Annotated in this window: 18 protein-coding genes, 3 tRNA genes and 1 pseudogene; 10 read left to right on the forward strand and 12 right to left on the reverse strand. The window is 42.1% G+C overall.

The window, feature by feature from the left end:
* The first annotated feature begins 93 nt into the window (after nt 1–93).
* From ACMVDV_RS12280 to ACMVDV_RS12290, 3 genes are all read left to right on the forward strand, one after another.
* Nucleotides 94–1,497 (forward strand): hypothetical protein, encoded by a 1,404-nt coding sequence (locus ACMVDV_RS12280; RefSeq protein ID WP_416158307.1) that lies wholly within the window; start codon nt 94–96, stop codon nt 1,495–1,497.
* 73 nt (nt 1,498–1,570) lie between these two features.
* Nucleotides 1,571–4,579: a LodA/GoxA family CTQ-dependent oxidase gene (locus ACMVDV_RS12285; protein ID WP_416158308.1), complete on the forward strand. Its 3,009-nt coding sequence runs from the start codon at nt 1,571–1,573 to the stop codon at nt 4,577–4,579.
* Between the two features lie 4 nt (nt 4,580–4,583).
* Nucleotides 4,584–5,759: a tryptophan 7-halogenase gene (locus ACMVDV_RS12290; RefSeq protein ID WP_416158309.1), complete on the forward strand. Its 1,176-nt coding sequence runs from the start codon at nt 4,584–4,586 to the stop codon at nt 5,757–5,759.
* Here the strand turns inward: ACMVDV_RS12290 and envZ are convergent.
* Nucleotides 5,756–7,060 carry a two-component system sensor histidine kinase EnvZ gene (gene envZ / locus ACMVDV_RS12295; protein ID WP_304185186.1) on the reverse strand — a complete coding sequence of 435 codons (1,305 nt, stop codon included), beginning with the start codon at nt 7,058–7,060 and terminating at the stop codon, nt 5,756–5,758. The genes ACMVDV_RS12290 and envZ overlap by 4 nt on opposite strands.
* Nucleotides 7,061–7,066: 6 nt before the next feature.
* Nucleotides 7,067–7,786, reverse strand: a complete 720-nt coding sequence (gene ompR, locus ACMVDV_RS12300) for a two-component system response regulator OmpR (RefSeq protein WP_054206379.1) — start codon at nt 7,784–7,786, stop codon at nt 7,067–7,069.
* Nucleotides 7,787–7,983: 197 nt separating this feature from the next.
* On the opposite strand from ompR, the gene greB reads away from it, so the two are divergent.
* The 4 genes from greB (at nt 7,984) to ACMVDV_RS12320 (ending at nt 12,042) form a co-directional block, all read left to right on the forward strand.
* Nucleotides 7,984–8,460 (forward strand): transcription elongation factor GreB, encoded by a 477-nt coding sequence (greB, locus tag ACMVDV_RS12305; protein WP_304185188.1) that lies wholly within the window; start codon nt 7,984–7,986, stop codon nt 8,458–8,460.
* A 147-nt stretch (nt 8,461–8,607) separates the two neighbouring features.
* Nucleotides 8,608–8,913, forward strand: a complete 306-nt coding sequence (locus ACMVDV_RS12310) for a hypothetical protein (protein ID WP_304185189.1) — start codon at nt 8,608–8,610, stop codon at nt 8,911–8,913.
* 49 nt (nt 8,914–8,962) lie between these two features.
* Entirely contained in the window at nt 8,963–9,544 is a 582-nt protein-coding gene (locus ACMVDV_RS12315; RefSeq protein ID WP_304185190.1) for a CBS domain-containing protein, read from the forward strand.
* Between the two features lie 164 nt (nt 9,545–9,708).
* Complete coding sequence (locus ACMVDV_RS12320; protein ID WP_416158310.1) at nt 9,709–12,042, forward strand: Tex family protein; 2,334 nt, start codon at nt 9,709–9,711, stop codon at nt 12,040–12,042.
* A 55-nt stretch (nt 12,043–12,097) separates the two neighbouring features.
* Here the strand turns inward: ACMVDV_RS12320 and ACMVDV_RS12325 are convergent, their stop codons facing one another.
* The 5 genes from ACMVDV_RS12325 to bioH form a co-directional block, all read right to left on the reverse strand.
* A complete protein-coding gene (locus tag ACMVDV_RS12325) occupies nt 12,098–12,847 on the reverse strand; it encodes a hypothetical protein (RefSeq protein WP_416158311.1) in 750 nt (249 codons plus the stop codon).
* A 67-nt stretch (nt 12,848–12,914) separates the two neighbouring features.
* Entirely contained in the window at nt 12,915–13,643 is a 729-nt protein-coding gene (locus ACMVDV_RS12330) for a hypothetical protein (protein ID WP_416158312.1), read from the reverse strand.
* Nucleotides 13,644–13,801: 158 nt separating this feature from the next.
* Nucleotides 13,802–14,680, reverse strand: a complete 879-nt coding sequence (locus tag ACMVDV_RS12335; RefSeq protein ID WP_304185325.1) for a putative metalloprotease CJM1_0395 family protein — start codon at nt 14,678–14,680, stop codon at nt 13,802–13,804.
* Between the two features lie 6 nt (nt 14,681–14,686).
* Entirely contained in the window at nt 14,687–14,995 is a 309-nt protein-coding gene (locus ACMVDV_RS12340) for a hypothetical protein (RefSeq protein WP_145242541.1), read from the reverse strand.
* Between the two features lie 100 nt (nt 14,996–15,095).
* Nucleotides 15,096–15,833: a pimeloyl-ACP methyl ester esterase BioH gene (gene bioH / locus ACMVDV_RS12345; RefSeq protein ID WP_416159094.1), complete on the reverse strand. Its 738-nt coding sequence runs from the start codon at nt 15,831–15,833 to the stop codon at nt 15,096–15,098.
* Between the two features lie 58 nt (nt 15,834–15,891).
* Here bioH and ACMVDV_RS12350 point away from each other — a divergent pair, with 58 nt between their 5' ends.
* A complete protein-coding gene (locus ACMVDV_RS12350; RefSeq protein ID WP_416158313.1) occupies nt 15,892–16,593 on the forward strand; it encodes a ComF family protein in 702 nt (233 codons plus the stop codon).
* Between the two features lie 16 nt (nt 16,594–16,609).
* Here ACMVDV_RS12350 and ACMVDV_RS12355 read toward each other — a convergent pair whose 3' ends face one another.
* The gene (locus ACMVDV_RS12355) at nt 16,610–19,162 is read right to left on the reverse strand and encodes a M14 metallopeptidase family protein (protein WP_416158314.1); all 2,553 of its coding nucleotides are present in this window, start codon (nt 19,160–19,162) and stop codon (nt 16,610–16,612) included.
* 145 nt (nt 19,163–19,307) lie between these two features.
* Here ACMVDV_RS12355 and nfuA point away from each other — a divergent pair, with 145 nt between their 5' ends.
* Entirely contained in the window at nt 19,308–19,883 is a 576-nt protein-coding gene (gene nfuA / locus ACMVDV_RS12360) for a Fe-S biogenesis protein NfuA (RefSeq protein ID WP_304185332.1), read from the forward strand.
* Nucleotides 19,884–19,895: 12 nt separating this feature from the next.
* The gene (locus ACMVDV_RS12365) at nt 19,896–20,168 is read left to right on the forward strand and encodes a hypothetical protein (protein ID WP_416158315.1); all 273 of its coding nucleotides are present in this window, start codon (nt 19,896–19,898) and stop codon (nt 20,166–20,168) included.
* Nucleotides 20,169–20,564: 396 nt separating this feature from the next.
* Here ACMVDV_RS12365 and ACMVDV_RS12370 read toward each other — a convergent pair.
* The 4 genes and pseudogenes from ACMVDV_RS12370 to ACMVDV_RS12385 all read right to left on the reverse strand — a co-directional run bounded on the left by ACMVDV_RS12370 (nt 20,565) and on the right by ACMVDV_RS12385 (nt 22,546).
* A pseudogene (locus ACMVDV_RS12370) lies at nt 20,565–21,597 on the reverse strand (IS630 family transposase).
* A 489-nt stretch (nt 21,598–22,086) separates the two neighbouring features.
* Nucleotides 22,087–22,163, reverse strand: a tRNA-Met gene (locus ACMVDV_RS12375).
* 147 nt (nt 22,164–22,310) lie between these two features.
* A tRNA-Met gene (locus tag ACMVDV_RS12380) sits at nt 22,311–22,387 on the reverse strand.
* An 82-nt stretch (nt 22,388–22,469) separates the two neighbouring features.
* A tRNA-Met gene (locus ACMVDV_RS12385) sits at nt 22,470–22,546 on the reverse strand.
* Nucleotides 22,547–22,634 lie beyond the last annotated feature (88 nt).

Consider the following 22,634-nt stretch of genomic DNA (forward strand, 5'->3'; position numbering starts at 1 on the left):
TGCAATGTCGTGTAATAGATTTCTTATCTGTAGTGACCTACTTTGTATTGATAAAAATTATTTAGCTCAATTAGCAACTGTAGGAACATTATCATGGCACCTTTTAAGTCCGTTACAATCGCCGTTGTGGCATTAGCCTGTCTAAGCTCGCTAACCGCTCATGCAACTGGGAAATTATCTGCTCAATATGCGTCGCAAACTAATTGTGGTGCTCAAAGCGATTGGTTTAACTCTCCAGTTAAACCGCCTAAAGAAGGTAAAGATAGCCCGTTTGCATTGGTCAACGGACAAGATAAATCCACTAACTGTGACTTTCATCAATGGTCTTGGCAGAAGTTTCTGTATTTAACTCAAATAGATAAAAAGACCAATCAACTAGTCATGTTTGGCGATGACTACTTGCAAGTAAACAATGAAATGATGCCTTATCTTGAGCCTTGGAATGATTTACTCAATCCCACAGGCTTTAAATTAAGTGCTCAACTAATTTTAGAAGATACCACTCAGGCGGGTAGTAGCCATGGCGAGTTATTTACAAAATATGGTAATCAGCCTGCTTACTATTCAATTCATATAAACCGTGAATTCATCAAGTCGGCAGCTAAAACCCCGATCACCAGCAGTGATCAGTTTGCTGTGGGCTCGGTTGAAATAAAAGCAGCCTGGTTGGCAACAGATCAACTACGCGCGCTATATTCTGAACAAGAGATAGACGCGCAGTTTTATACTCGTCAAGCACTGATCAAAGCGGATAATAAAACCATCCGTAACAGTAAGGTCGCATTAATCGGTATGCATGTTGTTGGGGTAGTAGAAAATCACCCGGAATTTATTTGGGCCACCTTTGAACATCAAGCATCAACGCCTGATTATTACGGTTCAACGAGTGCATTTAAAAAAGTCACTACAGCTTACGATGCAAATAAAGTGGTAAGCGATAGCGATAACTTTATTTTTTATAGAAAAAACACCACGGCTGGCGACGCTAACCTAAGCTACCCACAAGGTGAAACAACCACTAATACGTTTAGACTTTATCAATTTGGCGTACCTAACGGCGCACCCTATACAACAGTCGCCACAGCCACACAGCAAAACCAAGATGCAGAAAATTTTAATAACATTCAGCAACTCAACCTCAGTGTTAATAAAAATTTAGCAGCACAAGGCACTCATTGGCAGCACTATTTTTATGCTGGCAGTGTCTGGTTAAGTACCCAAGGTTATCAATTTAGTAATGGCATTAGCGGCAATATTGTACCGCCTAATGCTAACGACAAATTGCGTGGTTCACTGGCGCTTGCCAATATAACGCTAGAGACCTATACCCAAACCTATGGCGATCCCAATCAAACTGCTAATTATTCAATTAACAATTGCTTTGCGTGTCACGGCATTAGTGCGGGTCAATCCACCATGGCCGTTAGTCATATTTTTAACAATTTTGAAAAGTTACGCAGCAGCAATCAACAGCTCAATGTGCAAGCAGCTCAATAATAGTGAACTTGCTGAAAAGAACTTTTAGAGCTAATACCTCTAGAGCCGCTTCAATACTATAAGGAATATAATAATGGCGAAAAAACCCAAAAAGCACAGCATTAAAACGCCAGCAACTGCTAACAATGTGCCGTGTTGGTCAAACGACAAAGATGTTGAATTAGCCTGCCAGCGGTTAACTGAAATGTTTGTTGGTCTTGGTCAAGTGCCGCGTATAGACAAAGGTCAACAGCCAGCACAACGAGCTGTATTTAGAAAGCAGCATGGCATTGCTTATGGTCACTTTATTATCAACCCAGATATAGACCCGCAATTTAAAATTGGCATTTTTGCAGGCAAAGAATACGAATGTGCGGTGCGCTTTTCAAGTGATACGTTGCCATCCTCACCGGATTTACACAGTACATTAGGGTTGGCGGTGAAGCTCTTTGCAGTCGATGGGCCAAAGCTAATTGGCGAAGCTGAAACCGCAGATTTTATTTTTCAAAACATGGATCGATTTTTCACCAAAAATGCGCAACAGATGTGCCAATTCACCACCGCAGGCGTGATCGATAAAAACTATGATGCCTATTTAAATAATCCACAACACATACAAACAGCCACTATTTTACAGGCCATGCAAAAAGTTGAAGCAAGCTGTTTAAGCGCTAATTATTGGGCAATACTACCGTTCAAATTAGGCGAACAACAGATTGTAAAATATCGCTTAGTGCCTGAAGACAGTGAACTTGGCGCACCAAGTGTCGATAATAATTACCTCGCCTTAGACTTACAGCGGCGTTTACGGCAAAGCAGTGCAACCTTTCGCTTTGAAGTACAATTAAGAACAAACCCTAAAACAATGCCACTTGATGATGCACAAGCCGTGTGGAGCTGCGAAGAAAGCCCCTATGTATGTATTGCGCGGTTACATTTAGCACAACAAAATATTACCGCGATTGGCCAAGCTGAGCTTGGTAATAACTTAGCGTTTAATATTTGGCGTACTTTAGCCGCCCACGAGCCCCTAGGCAGCATTGCATTGGCTCGAAAGTCAGCCTATGCGGCCAGTGCTCATGCCCGACATACAGCTAATGGTCAGCAGCTACAAGAGCCTAAACAGCTGAGTGCATTTAAGCCACAGCAAGATCAAGACATTGACTCTGAGTGCATTGTTTATGCTGGTATTTATCCGCCGATTGGCGTAATGCGCGTAGGTAATAGTAAAAAAGACTACTTTATTGGCCCACAACAACCACAGCCCATAGCCCATACTGATGAACACAGTTACCGAGATAAAACCGGCGCATTAAAACGCCAAGCCGCTGAGTTTAGAATTTACGGTTTTAATGCCGCTGGCAAAGCGATAAAAGAACTGACCCTCGACAATGCAGAGATCACTTGGCACGCTGAATTAGCAAATCAAAAAGCCTCTTGGTACGAATTTCAAATTGCTTTAGATATTCCAGAAGCCGCCGATGCGCCGCCATCGTTACTGCGTAATAACAATGTAGCCGATCGTAGCAAGCTGTTAATCAAGGGTGGCAAACACAGTATAAACCGCAAAAACGTAAAATCTAAGCATGAGTTTATTGGCCAATTTATGGATCAAGACGTGTACTTAGGCGAAATGCGCAGTGATAAAAACGGCCGCTTACTAATGCTCGGTGGTCATGGTGTGTCACGTAACGTAAATGGCGATATAGCGATTACCTTTGCAAATAATGAAGGTTGGTATGATGACACCTCAGATGGCCCAATTACAGCTGAGGTTGTATATCAGGGGGTAGCACTTCGCGTAGAGCCCGCTTGGGTTATTTGCGCGCCACCGGATTATGCACCGATGCAAAAATCAGTACGCACCATGTGGGATTTAATGCGCGACGTTGCTGTAGATGCCGGTATGCTGGCAAGACCACAGCGACCTTCTTTTCGCAACGACATTCAACCCATTTTTACCCGAATGACCGATTTACAATGGGTTAATGATGGATTTGCAGGCGCATTTGGCTGGGGTGGTCAGTTTAATTACACCACAGATGAATGGCTAGAAAAGCTGAGCGATCCCTCTCCTGCCTATCAGGAATTACGCCGAACTCTGTCTAATAACTTTCGTCGTTTTGATGTTCCCGGTGCGCAGGCTCCACAGCTGTGGCCTTGGCTATATGGTGATGCGATTAGCATTCCTCCCACAGGCTCAGTGCGCCAGCATGCAACGCTATCAAATTTGCAATTGAGCTTTTTAGAGCAATGGGTGAAGGGTGATTTTATTAATGATTACACCCCACAATCAGCTTGTCCGGCTCATGCAAATGTAACCGCGTTAGATGATTATCCTATTGCCGAGCAGCCAGAATTACTTACCCGCGGCGCGATGGAGTTTTGCCTTGCTGATGCATTTCACCCAGGCTGTGAAATGACTTGGCCAATGCGAACCGCAGGCATGTATATGTCGGCATTTCGACTCAAGCACGCCCAAGCGGACTTACCAAGCGACCGTTACTATTACGGCCCAGTAATGAATAGCGACGTTTATACCCTAGCGCAAGGACCTTTGTTTGGTGGCCAAGTTGCAGGTGGAATAACACGCTGGATGGCTATTCCTTGGCAAACTGATACCGCGAGTTGTAGAGATGGCTACAACTCTGAGTACGATCCATTTTTACCGACATTTTGGCCTGCTCGAGTGCCAAATCAAATAATGAATCAGTTCCGCTATCAACAAGTGCTTGATACCTCATTATCTGACAGTACTCGTCAACAGGCTTTTGCTTATCGTACTGACTGGCTTGATGATTTACCTCTGCACGGTAATCCTGCCACATATACAAACCAAATCAATAGTATGATAGACAACTTTGCTGAACTTGCGATTGTACAACCTCATATCGGCGTAATCGGCGATGCACAATTTCCTAGCGCAATGCAGGTTGGTATATTGCCCAACAATCCACAAGATGAGGCGCAAGTTAACTTAGCGAGTAAAGCGATGCAGCATACCAAAGCCACACTCTCCGCTGAGCACGCTTCACATCGCAGTCAAAGCAACTTAGGTGTTACTGAAAAAGCCAGCCGTTTCCATCGCAACAAAGGGCGCTAAACCAATGGCGATACTTCAAGAGAGCGAATTACAAACGGACGTTGTGATCATTGGTGCAGGTGTGGCGGGTTGTATCGCCGCACTTGCTTTATGTGACTCATATCAAGTCACTTTGATTGATAAGTCTGAAATGCCCGAACAGCGAATTGGTGAATGCTTAGCGCCTGCGGCACGACGCATTTTACAGCAGTTAGATTTATTAACTGAATTTGAACACCAACTAGCGGCCAACGTGATAACCCCGCAACATTTACACAACGCAGGATTGCAGATCAGTTGGGGCCAAGCAACGCCCTATGTGACTGATAACCTAAATAACCCTGATGGTTTTGGTTGGCGTTTGGATCGCCAAGTATTTGAGAACTTTTTACGCGAAAAAGCGCTGCAACGGGGTGTGCGCTGTATTTGGCCTAGCAAATTAGCAAACAGCGAATACCGAGGACAGCGCTGGCAAATAACACTGACACAGCTGCAACACGAGCAAACAATCAACATTGCGAGTCAATTCGTAATTGATGCCACTGGCCGAAAGGCTCATTTTGCAAAAAAATACACCGCTCACAAACAACATGATCGGCTAATATCTTGCTGGGCAACCGTGGCTAATACTATTGAAAATCAGCTAGGCAGCATTTGTGCCACACAAAACGGCTGGTGGTACAGTGCACCATTACCAAACCAACGTCGTGTTTTAGCATTTCAAACGGATCCGGATCTGCTCACCAAAGGCCTACACCGTGATACAAAGTTATTTACTCAACATGCACAATGTTATGCCAAGCAAGCGAAAATACTCGATGTATGCCAACAGCCAATAACACTGCATGGTATCGTCAGCGCTAACTCCACGCGCTTGGAGTGTTTTGCAGGCCAACAATGGGCAGCGTTAGGTGATGCGGCACTGAGCTTTGATCCAATCTCATCGCAAGGAATTTTTAATGCCATGGCAACTGCGATGCAACTTGCCAAGCTGATGAAAAAACTCGATATAGTCAATAAAATAGAACACGATACCCAACTCCAATTTAAAAAACTATACCAACAACAAATAGAACAGATTTGGCACCGTTATTTAGATCACAAACGTTATTTTTACGATCAAGAGCAACGCTGGTCAAACAGTCCTTTTTGGCAGCGCAGACAGCAACCAAATAACGACGCATTAACTATATACAGCTAACTCACTTTGACTGGTAAATAAACCTCTGCATTTAAACCACCTTCTGGGCGATTAACCAGTTTTACTTTACCACCATGCATATCAACTATGCGCTTGATGATCGCAAGGCCTAAGCCGCTGCCTTCACTGCCTCGTGCAGCATCGCCTTGTTTAAAAGGCTCGAATACCGTTTCAAGTTCACTTTCAGGAATACCTGGGCCATGATCTTTAACAACTACCATAGCGTATTTTTTATCAGCGCTTAGTGCAGTTTCAACAGCAATATCACCATCCGAATAACGAATGGCATTTTCAATCATGTTGGTAATAACTCGCTTAATTGCCACCATACTCAAAGGAATATTACTAATACTAGGGTTTTCGCGAAAGGTGATAGTACGTTGATGTTTTTGTTCTGAATGCACCACTTCTGACACTATCGCGTTGAGATCTTCAAGCGCCAACTCTTCACGTTTGTGATGGCGTAAATACTCAATAAACTGATCAATAATGGCATTCATGTCTTCAATATCGTAGATGATGCCTTCACGCAGATAATCTTCTTCATCCGACATCATTTCGGTAGCAAGGCGAATTCGTGTTAGTGGCGTACGTAGATCATGAGAAACACCCGCCATCAATAATCGGCGATCGTTTTCAAGCGCTGCAATACCCCGCGACATCTGATTAAACGCGCGAGTTACTTCAATCACTTCGGTTGAACCATGCTCTTCAAGTTTAGTGGAAAAATCTCCAACTCCTACTTTTACCGCCGCTTGTTGTAACGCTTTTAAAGGTCGATTCAAATGACGGGCGAACAACCAGCCCCCCAGCACACTTAAAAAACCAATACTGGATAAGTAAAAAGTTAAAAATTCGAGGTTATTTTCTTGAAAGCCAGTAAGCGGCACTTTAACCCAGTAGCCCGGTGCTTGTGGTGCTTCAACCCAGTACACGAGCGGATCAGTTTGACTAATACGCACCCGCGCTGAGCCATTCAATTGCTCAGACATACTGCGTGATAACATTGAATACTCACGAGTTTGGCCTAGCCCTTCGCTCATCGCTTGGCGCTGAGTCATAACTTCGATACCGGTTATTTCAAAAAACTTATTCGATACTTCATCGCTGATCTCAACGCCATCTTCCCAATCGATAAACACCGTTTTGATTTGTTTGGCTAAAATCAGATTAACTTGCTCAATCGTAGGCTTAACGACATAGAGGCTCACCGTGATATACGATACCACTTGGTTGATCAGCAATAATGCCGCCACCAAAAATACCGTTTGTCCAAATGCACTTTTGGGAAACATACTCATAGCAGATTATTTTTCACCATCAGGTACAAATACGTAACCTAAGCCCCATACAGTTTGAATATAACGTGGATTAGCGGCATCGACTTCGATCATCCGCCGCAGACGCGATACCTGTACATCGATACTGCGCTCTAATGCACTGTAATCTCGACCACGTGCTAGGTTCATTAACTTATCACGGCTAAGCGGCTCTCGCGGATGTGTAACCAGCGCTTTCAATACCGCAAACTCACCGCTGGTCAACGACATGGTTTTGTCACCTTGGCTCATTTCCCGCGTCGCTAAATTAAGTGAAAACTCCCCAAACGAAATCTCATTTTCTTCTGCCGCAGGTGCTCCTGGCACTTCTTTTGAACGACGACGCAAAATAGCTTTAATACGGGCTAATAATTCTCGTGGATTAAATGGCTTTGGAATGTAGTCATCTGCGCCGAGCTCAAGACCTATGATCCGATCGACTTCATCCCCTTTGGCGGTAAGCATGACAATTGGGATTTCATTTTCTTTTTGCCGTAACCGCTGACAAATAGATAAGCCATCTTCACCCGGTAACATTAAATCAAGCACCATCAAGTGAAAGTTTTCACGTTCTAACAGCCGATCCATTTGCTCGGAGTTGCCAGCTGTACGCACAATAAATCCTTGTTCTACCAAGTAGCGCTCTAACAAGCTGCGTAACCGCATATCATCATCAACGACTAATACTTTTGTGGTTTCATGTCCCATTACTTTCATTCTTATTATTTTGTACTGTTGTGATTAATATAAATGAAAAACAGCATAATAAAAAACTAATTAGGCCACTAGATTGTTACTGAACATTTCAAGCCATCACAAATGCTGACGATAGTGAAAATCAGCTCGACAAGCCAACAAGATTTTTATACCTTGCCTAGGTGTTTCCCAAGGTAAAAAATTGCAACGTGAAAACTAACTTAGTCACCCGTGAAGGGTATTTACAGCTACAACAAGAGCATGACCACCTTTGGAATGTGAAGCGTCCAGAAGTCACTAAAATAGTGAGTTGGGCCGCAAGCCTAGGCGATCGTTCTGAAAATGCAGACTACCAGTACAATAAACGCTTATTGCGACAAATAGATCGTCGCGTGCGTTATTTACGTAAGCGTATGCCAGATTTAAAAATTATTGACTACTCTCCTGAGCAAGCTGGCAAAGTATTTTTTGGCGCTTGGGTCGAAATTGAAAATGAACAAGGTGAAATACTCAAATTTAGAATTGTTGGTCCTGATGAGATTTATGATCGTAAAGACTATATTTCCATTGATTCACCAATGGCGCGTGCGCTATTGAAAAAACAAGTAGACGATGAGTTTTATGTTACCACCCCGCAGGGCAAAAAAGAGTGGTACGTTAACAGCATCAATTATCCTGGCGCTTGATAAGCGCTAAGCCGAGTAATAAATACTCTCGACTAATTATTCAGAAAAGGTTAATTATTGATTGTCTAAAGTGGGTTTGTAGACTATAAATAAAGATACTCAAGTAAAGCATTTCGCGCTTGAGTTTAGAATTGGAAGGTCGTAGTTATGTCAAACGCAATACATCGCATAATTAGTAATGCCATGTTATTCGCACTTTTAATAAGTGTGAGTTTGACATCATTTGCGCAGGACAATAACGATTCTAAAGAGTTAGCTTCTCCAACCCCACACTACTTTGTTTGTGACATAGCAGAGCAAACTGACGTTGACATAGACACATACGTTGACGTGATCTCTATCAGGGCGCTTCAACCACTCCCTGAAAATACTTCATCTCTTTATGTGAGTGCCACTTTAGCACAGCCTTTTAAGCAAGCTTATCAGCGTGGTCCACCGAGTTATTTAATTTAATTTACTGCTTAAAACTTTATTAAATTTAATAACATAATTGGTGATTACTATGACTAACTTTAAAGAGCTTCGTACTCAAAACATTTCTGAAGGCATTTTATCTCACACTTACAGTGAAACTCAGCCGTTAATTGATTTAACCTCTCCAGCTTTAACTATGGTTAATAACTTCACTCAAAAAGATCCGCTACGCGCGCATTTTGAAACCACTATCGTGGATGCATTAAAACAAATAACCAGCCAACATACCGGCTTTATTTTAGTGGTTGATGACCAAGAAAAGTTACTCGGTATCGCATCAAGCGCTGATCTACAAAGCTCAAAAATAATGATTTTAGCACAGCGCTTAAATATCTCTCGTGCTGAAATTAGCTTACGTCACGTGATGACACCACTTAGTCACTTAACCGGTGTAAGTATGCAAAGCCTAGGCTATGCATGTGTTGGTGATGCATTACAAACAATGGAGCAAGCCGGTATGATGTTTTTACTGGTTACCACCGCACATAATGAAATTTGTGGCTTGATCTCTGCGCGTGAAATTGCAAAAACATTGCAAATCCCCGTTCATATTAGTCCTATCGCTCACTCTTTCAGTGAAGTAATGGAGCATATTGAGCACCCACATTAGTTTTTAACTATTTACGTATTTAGCGAGTGATAATTATCTTCGCTACAAAGGCCTTAAAGCATACTTTAAGGCCTTTTTATTGTGCGTTGCTGTGATATTATTCAGGCAATTCATTACGCCAAAACTCTCGTTCTGGTCTTCAAATTGTTTAATAAGGTTTTTGCATGAGCAATATCTCTGCCCGTTTAGCCACTGAGCTGAATGCTCAAGAGCAACAAGTTATAGCTGCTACAAAATTACTCGATGAAGGTTCAACTGTGCCTTTTATTGCCCGCTATCGTAAAGAAGTAACGGGTGGATTAGACGATACCCAATTACGTTTATTAGAACAGCGGTTATCGTATTTACGTGAACTAGAAGAACGTAGAGCCTTTATTTTAACGACCATCAAATCACAAGATAAGCTCACTCCGAGTTTAGCTGCAGATATTAATAATGCTGATAGCAAAACTGAGTTAGAAGATCTGTATTTACCTTACAAGGCCAAACGCCGTACCAAAGGTCAAATAGCGATTGAAGCAGGCCTTGAACCTCTAGCTGATGCACTTTTCAAAGATGCTTCATTAGACCCTGAGCAACAAGCGACAAGTTACCTAAACCCTGAAGCCGGCTTTGCCGACGAGAAAGCAGTACTGGATGGCGCAAAATTTATTTTAATGGAACGTTTTGCCGAAGATGCAAAATTGCTCGCTAAATTCCGTAGCCACATTAGCCAACACGGCCAAATTGAAGCAAGCCTTGTTGCCGGACAAGAACAAGCTGGTGCTAAGTACCGTGATTACTTTGAGCATCAAGAAGCGCTTAAAAAAGTGCCTTCGCACCGTGCTTTAGCCATGCTTCGCGCGCGCAACGAAGGCGTACTGCAACTCAGTATTAATCCTGAGCCAAGCTCAGAAAACCCCTCACAGTATTGTGCACAAATGATTGCCGATCATTACCGTTTAGACATCAGTACGCAAACAGCGAGTCCTTGGCTTGGCACTGTCGTGCAATGGGCCTGGAAAATTAAACTGGGCTTACATTTAGAAAACGAATTTTTAGCAGCCATGCGTGAAAAAGCCGAAACTGGCGCTATCGATGTATTTGCAAAAAACTTAAAAGACTTATTAATGGCAGCACCAGCCGGAGCGCGTACCACTTTAGGACTTGATCCCGGCCTACGTACTGGTTGTAAAATTGCCGTCGTCGATAGCACGGGTAAGTTACTGGCAACACAAACAATCTTCCCTCATGCGCCACAAAATCATTGGGATAAATCAATACGTACGCTAGAGCAATTATGTCGTCAACATAAGGTTGAGTTAATCGCGATTGGGAATGGCACCGCATCACGTGAATCGGACAAACTCGTTGCTGAACTTATCAAAGCTAACAGCGAGCTTAAACTGAATAAAATCATGGTCAGTGAAGCCGGTGCATCGGTGTATTCAGCATCAGAATTTGCCGCGAATGAGTTTCCTGATTTAGATGTGTCGTTACGTGGTGCGGTTTCAATTGCACGTCGCTTACAAGATCCACTTGCCGAACTCGTGAAAGTGGAGCCTAAATCAATTGGGGTGGGTCAATACCAGCACGATGTATCGCAAAGCCAGCTAGGGCAAACTCTGACCTCTGTGGTTGAAGATTGTGTGAACTCGGTAGGTGTAGATTTAAATATGGCCTCAGTGCCACTGCTTGCCCGTGTCTCAGGATTAAATAAAACCTTAGCGCAAAATATTGTTAATTATCGCGATACAAATGGCTCATTCATTAAACGCTCTGAACTAAAAAAAGTAGAGCGTTTAGGGCCAAAAGCATTTGAGCAGGCTGCAGGCTTCTTAAAAATTAGCAATGGTAGCGACCCGCTGGACAGATCATCGGTTCACCCAGAAGCTTACCCTGTTGTTAAGCGTATTTGTGAGCAAAATAGTCTGGATGTAAATACCCTAATTGGCAACTCAGAGCTGTTAAATAAGCTAGTTGCGAATGACTACATTGATGATAAATTTGGTTTGCCAACCGTCACTGATATTATCAGCGAGCTAGATAAACCAGGCCGAGATCCTCGCCCTGATTTTAAAACCGCCGAGTTTAAAGCAGGTGTTGAAAAAATCAGTGACTTAAAGCCTGGGATGATTTTAGAAGGCGTGGTTTCAAACGTAGCTAACTTTGGTGCTTTTGTTGATGTGGGTGTACACCAAGATGGTTTAGTGCATATCTCTGCGATCACTAATAAGTTTATCTCTGATCCACGCGAAGTGGTTAAAGCTGGTGATATTGTAAAAGTAAAAGTAGTGGAAGTTGACGCTGCCCGTAAACGTATTAGTTTTACCATGCGTTTGGACGATGACATCGATACCAGCAACAAGCCTGCGCCATCAGCCAGTCAAAAGCCGCAAGCTAATAGTCGTAACAATGCTCAGCAACCCCGCGCTGCTAAACCAAAACGCGATACCGGTAATGCAATAATGGGTAATGCATTTGCAGACGCCTTCGCAAATGCCAAAGTGAAAAAATAGCCGTAAACAAAAACGCCACAAACTTAGTTTGTGGCGTTTGCAATTTAAATCAGATTTAAAAGTAATAGCGTAATGTAGCTGCGATGTCTGCATACTCATCTACGTAACGGTAAGACGCACCTAAAACCGCTTTTTCAGTCAAGGTGTAATTAAAACCCGCTTTTAACACTAAGTTATTATTACTTTCCTCATCATGTAAACGCTCGTAACCAACTCCTGCATTGACTTCAAATTTGCTCGTTAATAAATGCCTAACCTGCGCATTTATTGCAAAAAAATCACTTGTATCCGAGTTCTTATAGTTTGATTTTGAAGAATAAAACACATCGCCTGCGTATTCACGTTCATGCAAGATTGTTGCATCAGACTTAACTTTGAGTTGTCCATAATTCAATGCATAATCAAATGAAGTAACATCTGAAAAATGCTGAACATACCCAAAGCCAAGGCTATAACGAGTTAGCTCCATATCGATGACACTACTATATGTATCGATAACATCGCTTGAATAAGTCCCATCAGGCAAAGGAGGAGACAAGTATTTAGCAACGCTTGAATAGTCAGCGCTACTTTGAGAATACGAGCCTGTAAAATACCAATTTTCAGAAAATTGTTTACTGAGGTTTATAATATACCCACCATAACTAGGCGCACCAGAGCGGTCTACATCCGTTTTATCATAGCTTTTGATGTCCGTTTTTGCATAGCCAGCTTCAATATAATCATAGTTCAGGCCTGATGCTTGAACTGCCGTAATAGTGATTGACAAAAAAGATAATGCAGCGATTAATAATACATGTTTCATTTAATGGCTCTTTCAAAATAAAAACGCCACTAACTCGATTTGTGGCGTTGTTTTTCATAACTAAAAATTAAAAGTAATAGCGTAATGTAGCTGTGATGTCTGCATACTCATCAACATAACGGTAAGACGCGCCTAAAATAGCTTTTTCAGTCAAGGTATAATTAAAACCCGCTTTTAACACTAAGTTATTATCACTTTCTTCATCATGTAAACGCTCGTAGCCAATTCCTGCGTTTACTTCAAATTTATCCGTGACTAAATGTCTGACTTGCACATTAGCAGCAAGAATTTCTGCACTATTTGAATCTGAATAACCTTCTTCAGAAGATGAAAAGACTTGGCCATTAAATCTTTCTTCAACAATGGCTTTAAAATCAGTGCTATATTTAAGCTTGCCTAAGTTAATACTGTAATCTACGTTGGTAACGGCCGATAGGTGTTGAATATAACCCGCACTGAGCTCCAATCTAGTAAATTCAACGTCTAACTTCCCTTCAGTGTATAACTGTGACGTTCCGACATACTCACCGTTTTGAAAGATATCACGATAATCCTCAGAGACGCTGTTTGCCATGTCATCTGATGTACTTGCGTACAAACCAGTTAGGTACCAATTATTACCAAGTTGCTTACTCAGCTTAACTACATAGCCGTCCAAGCTAAGTTCATCTAAGGCATCTACGTCCATTTTTGCATAGCCAACTTCGACATAGTCATAGCTTAAGCCAGATGTTTGATTTGCCACTGCGGTGATTGAAAAAAAGGATAAAGCCCCTACCATTACTGCATATTTCATTTAATTGTCTTCCATAATAAAAATCGCAGAGAAAATAACAGTTACAGGAATATTTCACAATTAAGAGTATACATTTAGGGAAATAAATCTAAAAAATCACATTTAAAGGCTGATTTATTTGGATTTACATTGCGGGAGTAGATATTACTAGGGAACAACTATATGGTTGCAGAAAAGCCAGACTGTCCATAAGGTGAGATGGCTGCCTGATAAAACTGTGCGATGCGACCTGCGCGCTGCTCAACTTCAATATCGCGCTTAGCCGTTGCGGTTTCTGATCCAGCAGTAGTCGCTATTTTCTCATCCTTTGTAAATTCGCTATCTACTTTGAATGATGCCGATTGCGTGCTGCTTTCATCATCGCTATCTATATTACTAAGCTCAGCCTGCGCTGCGGCAAGTTTTTGCGTGGCATCAGCGGCAATCGAACGGTCAGCACCTGAAGGCTCGGCAGGAGCGAGTGCAGCTGCACGTACCGTTTGCATTTTCTCTATCGTCGCCTGTGGATCGCCTTCGATTTCAGCAACGTCAATTTGTACTTCACCCCCAACGGCGTAATTAGTGCCATCAGGGCCACGCTGATATTCATAGCTAGGAGAACCTGCATATTGACCACCAACAGCAGCATGCGCTTGTTCATGAATACGCACTTCGGTATCTCGAGCTTTAAGCTCTTTAATTTGCTCAGCATCTTGTTGCTCTTGCTGAGCTACTTGCTCTTTTTGCTTGGCTTCTTTCTCTGCATCTTGTTGTTGCTGTTCATTTTGCTCTGGGTTTTGCTCTGCATCTCCCTGCTGACGCTGTTGAATTACTTTTTCGTCGGCAAGTTTACCCTTAGCATCATATGTGCCGGTATCATTGCTACCGGGTTGTTTGGTTTTTTCATTATCACCGAGGGCTTTGTTTTCAGCATTAGTCGGTTTTGCAGCAGCAGGTGGCGGGATAACTTCCCGAAGTTGGTTGTCACGCCGAGCGGTTTCCGTATAAACATTAGCGGTGTTTATATTTACATTAGGAAATGGCGTGACAATGTTCATGGCAAATTAAACACGAATATCAATCAAAGTCCCCAGCACTTCGTCCGCGGTTTGAATTGATTGCGTATTGGCTTTGGCATTAAACTCTTCAACTTTTAAATTTACCAATGCTTCATCAATACGTGGTGGTTGTGACACAGGAGCGGTTACCGCTTCTTCTGGGCGTGCAGCCTGCAGCTGGCGCTGTTGGGCAAGCTGGGCGTCGTCTTGTTGCTCAATGCTGGCGCGATTTATTTCTGCGCTGGCTTTTTCAATGCCCTGACTGGCACGATTAAAACCTTCAACACCGTTATTAAAAACAGATCCAATTGGCATATTATACCTCCACCAATGTTATGTTGGTTAATTATCGCTCATAAAACAGCCAAAATAAAGCTTTCTGCTAGAGTTTTTCAGGCCCTATTGGAGTTGCTTTTTAAAGCATTGATTTGACGATGGATAAAAACTCTTTCTGGTGAGAAATAAAAGGCGCATGCGACGCTTTATCTATAACCTCATACTCAAAATCACTATTTAAAGCCTGCATTTTAGCTACTGCGCGATAAGGCACTAGTGCATCTAAACGACCAAATATACCACGAATTGGTACCGGGCAATTGGCAAAAGCATGACGTAAATCATCATGCTGCAAAATATCTAATCCTACACTTAAGGCGCTTTCTTGCGGTGCAGGGTATTCATTTAACAATTTTTTTAGCTGCTTTATATCATCACGGGCGCTATCACTGCCCATAGCTTGTATCGCTAAAAATCGCTCTATGGTTTTTTCACGATGAGTGACTAACTGCTCTTTAAATGCAGCTAATACATTTGTTTTAATTCCTGGCCACTCATCGTTTTCAGCAAACAATGGCGTTGAAGCAACTAATATTACTTTCGATACTTTTTCAGGCCAATGTTTAGCAATATATACGGCAAATAAACCACCTAAAGACCACCCCATTAAAGTCGAGTTTGGCTGTAATTGATTACTTAATTGTAGCGCGGCGGCATGCAAACTATAAGGTTTTGGCGATGTTTGGCTATTGCCATAACCAGGTAAATCAATGCAACGCACGGTATCGACATGAATAAACTCAAGTTCAGGTAAGATCAATTGCCACACCCCTTGATTCATCCCCCAACCATGTAATAACACTAGCTCATTTTGCATTTTCACCAACCCTGTTCCAAACTTAGCGCTCATAATAGCGCTTAAGGAAATGAATGCAATGACTGCTTTTAAGCAATGCCTTCAACACCTCGGGGATTGGTTTTTCCCTTCCTTTTGCGTGCAATGCCAGTGCGTTGTTAACAGTGATTATAGCTTGTGCGAACATTGCTTAGCAGATCTGTCGTTACTCGATTTACGTGAACATCCAAACTTATTGTATCGCCCTGATATCGTAGAGCTGTTTCCTGATTGCCAATTTGACCATCTATTTGCTTGTGCCTGGTATCGGCCTCCGTTTGATAACTGGCTCAGCCAATTAAAATTTAGTAATCAAATTCATTATAAAAAAGCGTTGTCATTAATAATTAGCCTGCAATTCACTAGCAGTAAACAAGCTAGCGAAACATGGCCTGAGCTATTTATTATTTTACCTTTGCATCAACAACGCTTTTTAAAGCGAGGTTTTAACCAAGTAGCGCAATGCTGGTTGCCCAGCTTAGAAAATGAACATGTTGATTTTATAAGTTTACAGCGCAGTAAAAAAACACAAGCGCAATCATCACTCAGTAAAGCTAAACGGATTAAAAACTTACATGGCGCATTCATATGTAATACCGATATGACAGGAAAAACGGTCGCTATTATTGATGATGTGATGACCACTGGCGCCACACTAAATGCAGCCACCGTGGCACTTAAACAAGCGGGTGCTAAACAAGTCTGGGCATTTGTAACCTGTTTAACACCATTGGGGGATTAATACTTAAGCGGATTAGTTAATCTGCATTTGCGCTAAATGTATGACCGAAAAATAATGCATTACTCAATAACCGACTCGTCCCGTACCAATAACCTCTAAACACGGGGTCATCCGTCATACCAATCACGTTGCCACGACCATACGAATGCGCTACTAAACCAGCCGCACCAGCGACTTGTTCAATATTTACGTCATCGGTAAAACCGGCTAGTAACGGTTTTTGCGTGTACTGTAATACATTAACAAACGGGGCTGCTGACATTTCCAGTAACCAAGTACTGTTTTTAAATACCGGTAAGGTGTCTCGTTGTAATGAAAAAGTAAGTGGGTGGGTTAAATCAACTTTAGTATTAAAAATCGCCCCAGCTATACGTTGCCGCCCTGCGAGGTGATCTTTATCACCATAATGTAAGCCATCCGTTTTGAAGGCACTGGCAACATCTTGGCGTGATAAGTAAGTGGTTTTTAATAGTTGCTGATCGACTAAAAACTTCGCTCCACCTTTGTGGCCCCAAATCACCCCACCTTTACGCACCCAAGTTTTAATTGCTATTTTGTCAGCATCCGAAAGCTTATTGTAATTTCCATGCGCTAAAACAATGTGGCTGTAATCACTAAGCTCTAAATTACTAAAACGCTCCATTTCCACAATGGTAGGTGCCACACCAACAAAACGATCTAAGTAATACCACACTTCACCGACTTCATATTGGCTAGTGCCTTGGCCGCCTACCAGTAACACTTTCGGCGCTTTCACAACCGCAAGCGTTCGAGATCCTAAATCAGCACCTTGTGAGGTCAAGCCTGAGGTAATTGGCGTGATAGCAATACCAAACTCATTTTGAGCATTATTTAATAATGCAACCCATTGTGGGTTAGTTTGAATCCCCGCAGGAACAATGATGCTTCCGGCAGCAAATTCTTCAGTACTGGTGAGTGATTTTGCTGATAATGGACTTAATGCAACGCGTGCTTGTACACCTTGTTGCAATAACTTGTTAAGCATTTTTGGTGCTAAGTAATTATCCCACTTAAAACCAAACGCATACTGCGCATCCAACGCGGCAAATTGTGGTTGTTCGGGCTGCTGCCATGCATCTTTGCTAACATCCAATCCCCAATCGCTTTTTATAGCTGCAAACTCTAAGTTAAAAGCATGCGCTAAGGTCCAACCTGATACGTCATAAAAAGTATTATCAACAAAACGCTTTTGCTCACTGAAAATGGCTTTCACTAAACGAAATTGTGGTTGTGCAAGTGGCACAAAATAACTTTTCGCAGAAAAGTTCTTACCATTCGCTTTTACTGCTTTATTAAGTGGATATGCCAGAATTTGATGCTGTTTCAATAAATCTAAGAACAGCTCGGTACGGGTAGTATCAGCGCCACCTTGCACTACATAACCTTTATAATCTTCATCATTGGCAAGCTCTACAGCATTATTATAAAAACTAGCTTGATAATCGAGTAGTGCTTGGCGATTATCGATAGCTGCTTGGAATGTAGATAAACTCGTAAGCAGCTGGTTTTTAATCGTAAATGCAAAACTCAAAGGCCCATTGATGGTTTCTTGCAAGTGACCACGAGAGCTGGCTTGCTCAAATAAAATGCCCACGCCACCGTTTACATCTGGGTAGGTAGAGCCTTTGCCGTAGTAAAAGTCATCAAAACTTTCTTCAGTAAAATATAATGCATTATGTTCATCCAATGTTTTGGCATGATAGTTACCTATTGCCTTAGTGAGGCTGACGTTTTCATCAGGGGTAATCGGGTGTTTCCGCGATGGAATACCTGGCTGAAAGAAAAAGGTGCTATTAGGCCCCATTTCATGAAAATCAGTGAGTATATTTGGCTTCCAATGATGAAACTTAGCAATTCGTGCTTGTGATTCTGGGTGCTGTAATAATAACCAATCGCGATTTAAATCAAACCAGTAATGATTGGTACGGCTACTTGGCCAGCTTTCAATATGTTCTCTGGTTTGTGGATCAGACGATAAATTCATGCCACGGTTACTATTCGCCCAATTAGCAAAGCGTGCTAAGCCATCGGGGTTTAATGCAGGATCGAGTAAAATAACCGTATTATTTAATAACGTATCAATTTCTTTACCTTGCGCCGCAGCTAAATAATAAGCCACTAGCAAGGCTGAATTACTACCCGAAGATTCATTGCCATGCACGCTATAACCCATCCATACTATCGCAGGTTGATCAGTCTCTTTGGCTTTTTCGGGATCAGCTAAACGGGCCAAGTGCGCCTTACGTGTTTGCTCCACATTTGCCAACTTATCAGCAGCAGTGATAGTAAGCATCACCAGTGGACGCTGTTGATGAGTGCGACCAATGACTTCAAAGTTAATACGGTCACTTTTTTCTGCCAATATTTCCATATAACGGACAAGTTGATCATGGCGTACATGCCACTGCCCGACTTCATAACCTAAAACCTGCTCTGGGGTAGGAATAGTTGGATCAAATTTCACATCATTATTGAAATAATAGGAAAGCGGTTGTGCTAAACAAGAAAAGCTTAGCAATAGTGTAAAGATTGTTATTATCAAACGCATAGAAAACACTCAGTAAATGATCAATGTTTGCACGCTACCACTGCTTAAAATAGATGCCAAATTTTTACGCTCAACACTGGCGACAACGCGATGAGCGGAGTATGATAACCAGTATCCGAGTAATTTAGTCAAGTATAGTTGTTTTATGATTTCTATTTCCGAAACCGCACAATCGCATTTTGCAAAATTATTAGCTGATCAAGCTGAAAAAACAAATATTCGCGTATTTGTTGTTAACCCTGGCACATCACAAGCGGAATGTGGTGTATCTTACTGCCCTGAAGATGCTGTGGAAGCCACTGATATTCGTCTTCCTTTTAACGGCTTTGATGCTGTAGTTGACGCAGAAAGCGCGCCATTTTTAGAAGAAGCTGAAATTGATTTTGTTACCGATAAAATGGGCACCCAGTTAACACTTAAAGCACCTAATGCTAAAGCCCGTAAAATCGGCGATGACGCAGGCCTTAACGAACGTATTCAACACATGTTAGAAACAGAGGTTAACCCTCAGCTTGCTAACCATGGCGGCCAAGTAAGTCTTGTAGAAGTAACAGCTGAAGGTATTGCTGTTTTACAATTCGGCGGTGGCTGTAATGGTTGTTCTATGATCGATGTCACGCTAAAAGAAGGCATTGAAAAAGAAATGATTGCTAAGTTTGATGAGATCACTGGTGTTGCTGATATCACCGATCACAAAGCTGGCGATCATTCTTACTATTAATCGCTCATAATCATGTTAAAGCGGCTGATATATCGCTTAGGCTCTGAACCTAAGCTCAGCTTAAAACGCTTTTTACGCGGCCTTGCACTGTTTGTGCTGGCCGTGGTATTTATTGCCCTCGGCTATTATAGCCACTACAGCTTACAAATCATCGGCTTAGTAATTTTAGCCATCGCACTATTTTTCGCAGCGTGGGGTTACCTTGGTATTTTTGCCAACCGCTTCTCGCAAGTGCTAGAGCGTAACAACTCACGCCCAGAAGAAGACCCAGATCTTTGGAAATAGGTTCTAGGTTCTAGGTTCTAGGTTCTAGGTTCTAGGTTCTAGGTTCCATCAAATTGTAGACATAAAAAAACACGCTTTAGGCGTGTAGATTTAATAGAACTTGTTATTTCAGTTGGTTGCGGGAGCCGGATTTAAATAGATGGCCTTTGCTGGCTAATGTAGAGCTGAGACCGACGAGCTATTTATTTCACTGAATTTCAGACATAAAAAAACACTCATTAAAAGTGTCGATTCATTATTACTTTATTTCAGTGGCTGCGGGAGCCAGAATTTATGAAGAGCGAACCGACGACCTTCGGGTTATGAGTAGCCCAATCTTTGCACCCACTGAATTTTAGACATAAAAAAACACTCATTAAGAGTGTCGATTCATTATTATACCAATCTGCATAAAGATTAAGTCAATTTTATCCAGTCTCTAGAGCATATGCTTTTAACCGTATCAGGAACTGAGATGAATTTATTCCACGCTTGCGATACCTGTTCGACTATTTCTTCATAACCACTAAATACACGATTTGATAGACAGTGTTGCCGTAGCCAACTCCATACTTGCTCCATTGGGTTTAACTCTGGGGAGTAAGGTGGAAGCTTTATCAACGTTATATTATTAAATGGTTGTACAGTATCAATAGTATGCCAACCAGCACCATCAACGATCACAACCGCATGACGTCCCGTCTCCGTGGCTTTTGATATTAATTCCATGTGTTGCGTCATGACGTCTTTATTGACGATAGGGCTGATCAACGCTTCTGTTTTACCGTTACTTGGGCACACAGCACCAAATAAGTATCCATACTCGAACTGCTGTTGTTTTGTTGCGCAAGGTCTAGAGCCTGTTTCAGCCCATAAGCGCGTTGTTTGATTTTACTGGCCAAACCGTGCTTCATCTTGAAACCAAACATCAATGCGATCTAAAGGAAGATGTCCTGGGGTGTGAAGGATCGTTTCCACTTGGAACTTTTTTAAAAGCCTCTTGGCTTTCTTTTGACTGCTTTGGGTGCTTAGAACGGCTTGTGATCCAGCTAAACCCAAGCTTTTTGAGCAGTTTGTAAATATGATCGGTGTGATACCTTACGTTGAACTGGTCATAAATATACTGAGCAATATCTTCCCCCATTAGTCTGCCTCCTTCTGAAGAACGTGCTGACTGCTTTACATAATGTGACAGTGTGTCTAGTTGTTGTGAGGTTAATTTAGCTGGACGGCCTTTAATCGGTTTGTTGTTCAAGCCAGCAACGCCATTGTTAAGGTAGTTTGAAACCCATTTATTGACACTGCCGCGTGCTGTATTTAGCCGCTTAGCAATATTCGTTCTGTTTTCGCCCTCAAAGAATAATGAAACAGCAAGCAAGCGTATACGCTTTCTTGCATTAGGCTCTTTACGTGATAAAGCTAAAAGTTGTTTGGATTCTTCTAAGTTCAATTTAGTAAAAGTAGATAAGTATCGGTGCGCTAATTAGATCACATAATTTGGCAGATTGGTATTACTTGATTTTAGTGGTTGCGGGAGCCATTTATGAAGAACGAATCGACGACCTTCGGGTTATGAGTAGCCCAATCTTTGCACCCACTGAATTTTAGACATAAAAAAACACTCATTAAGAGTGTCGATTCATTATTACTTTATTTCAGTGGTTGCGGGAGCCAGAATTTATGAAGAGCGAACCGACGACCTTCGGGTTATATAGCAACATCAAGATCTTCATTGAATATCAGACATGAAAAAACACTCATATAGAGTGTCTGTTCATTCTTAATTTTTATTTCAGTTGGTTGCGGGAGCCGGATTTAAATAGATGGCCTTTGCTGGCTAATGTAGAGCTGAGACCGACGAGCTATTTATTTCACTGAATTTCAGACATAAAAAAACACTCATAGGGAGTGTCTGTTCATTCTTAATTTTTATTTCAGTTGGTTGCGGGAGCCGGATTTGAACCGACGACCTTCGGGTTATGAGCCCGACGAGCTACCAGGCTGCTCCATCCCGCGCCTGAAATTGCAGATTTATTTATAGTTGCTATACATTACAACTTGGCTTTCAACTCTCTAAAGAATTGGTTGCGGGAGCTGTGAAGGTGAAGAGTGAACCGACGACCTTTTAAAACTACCTATTGCACCAAATTTTAATAAAAAAATTGGTTGCGGGAGCCGGATTTGAACCGACGACCTTCGGGTTATGAGCCCGACGAGCTACCAGGCTGCTCCATCCCGCGCCTGTATATTTTAAGTCTATCGACTAGTGATTTTTAACTCTCACCAAGAGCTTTACAGTAACCTAAAACCTCTAAAGGAAATTGGTTGCGGGAGCCGGATTTGAACCGACGACCTTCGGGTTATGAGCCCGACGAGCTACCAGGCTGCTCCATCCCGCGCCTGTATGTTTATAGTCCCAGAGCCGGATTTGAACCGACGACCTTCGACTTCAGGTTTAAGCAGTCCGGCGAATGATTTATCATTCTG

The organism is Pseudoalteromonas sp. ASV78 (genome assembly GCF_047806705.1).
GTDB lineage: Bacteria > Pseudomonadota > Gammaproteobacteria > Enterobacterales > Alteromonadaceae > Pseudoalteromonas > Pseudoalteromonas prydzensis_A.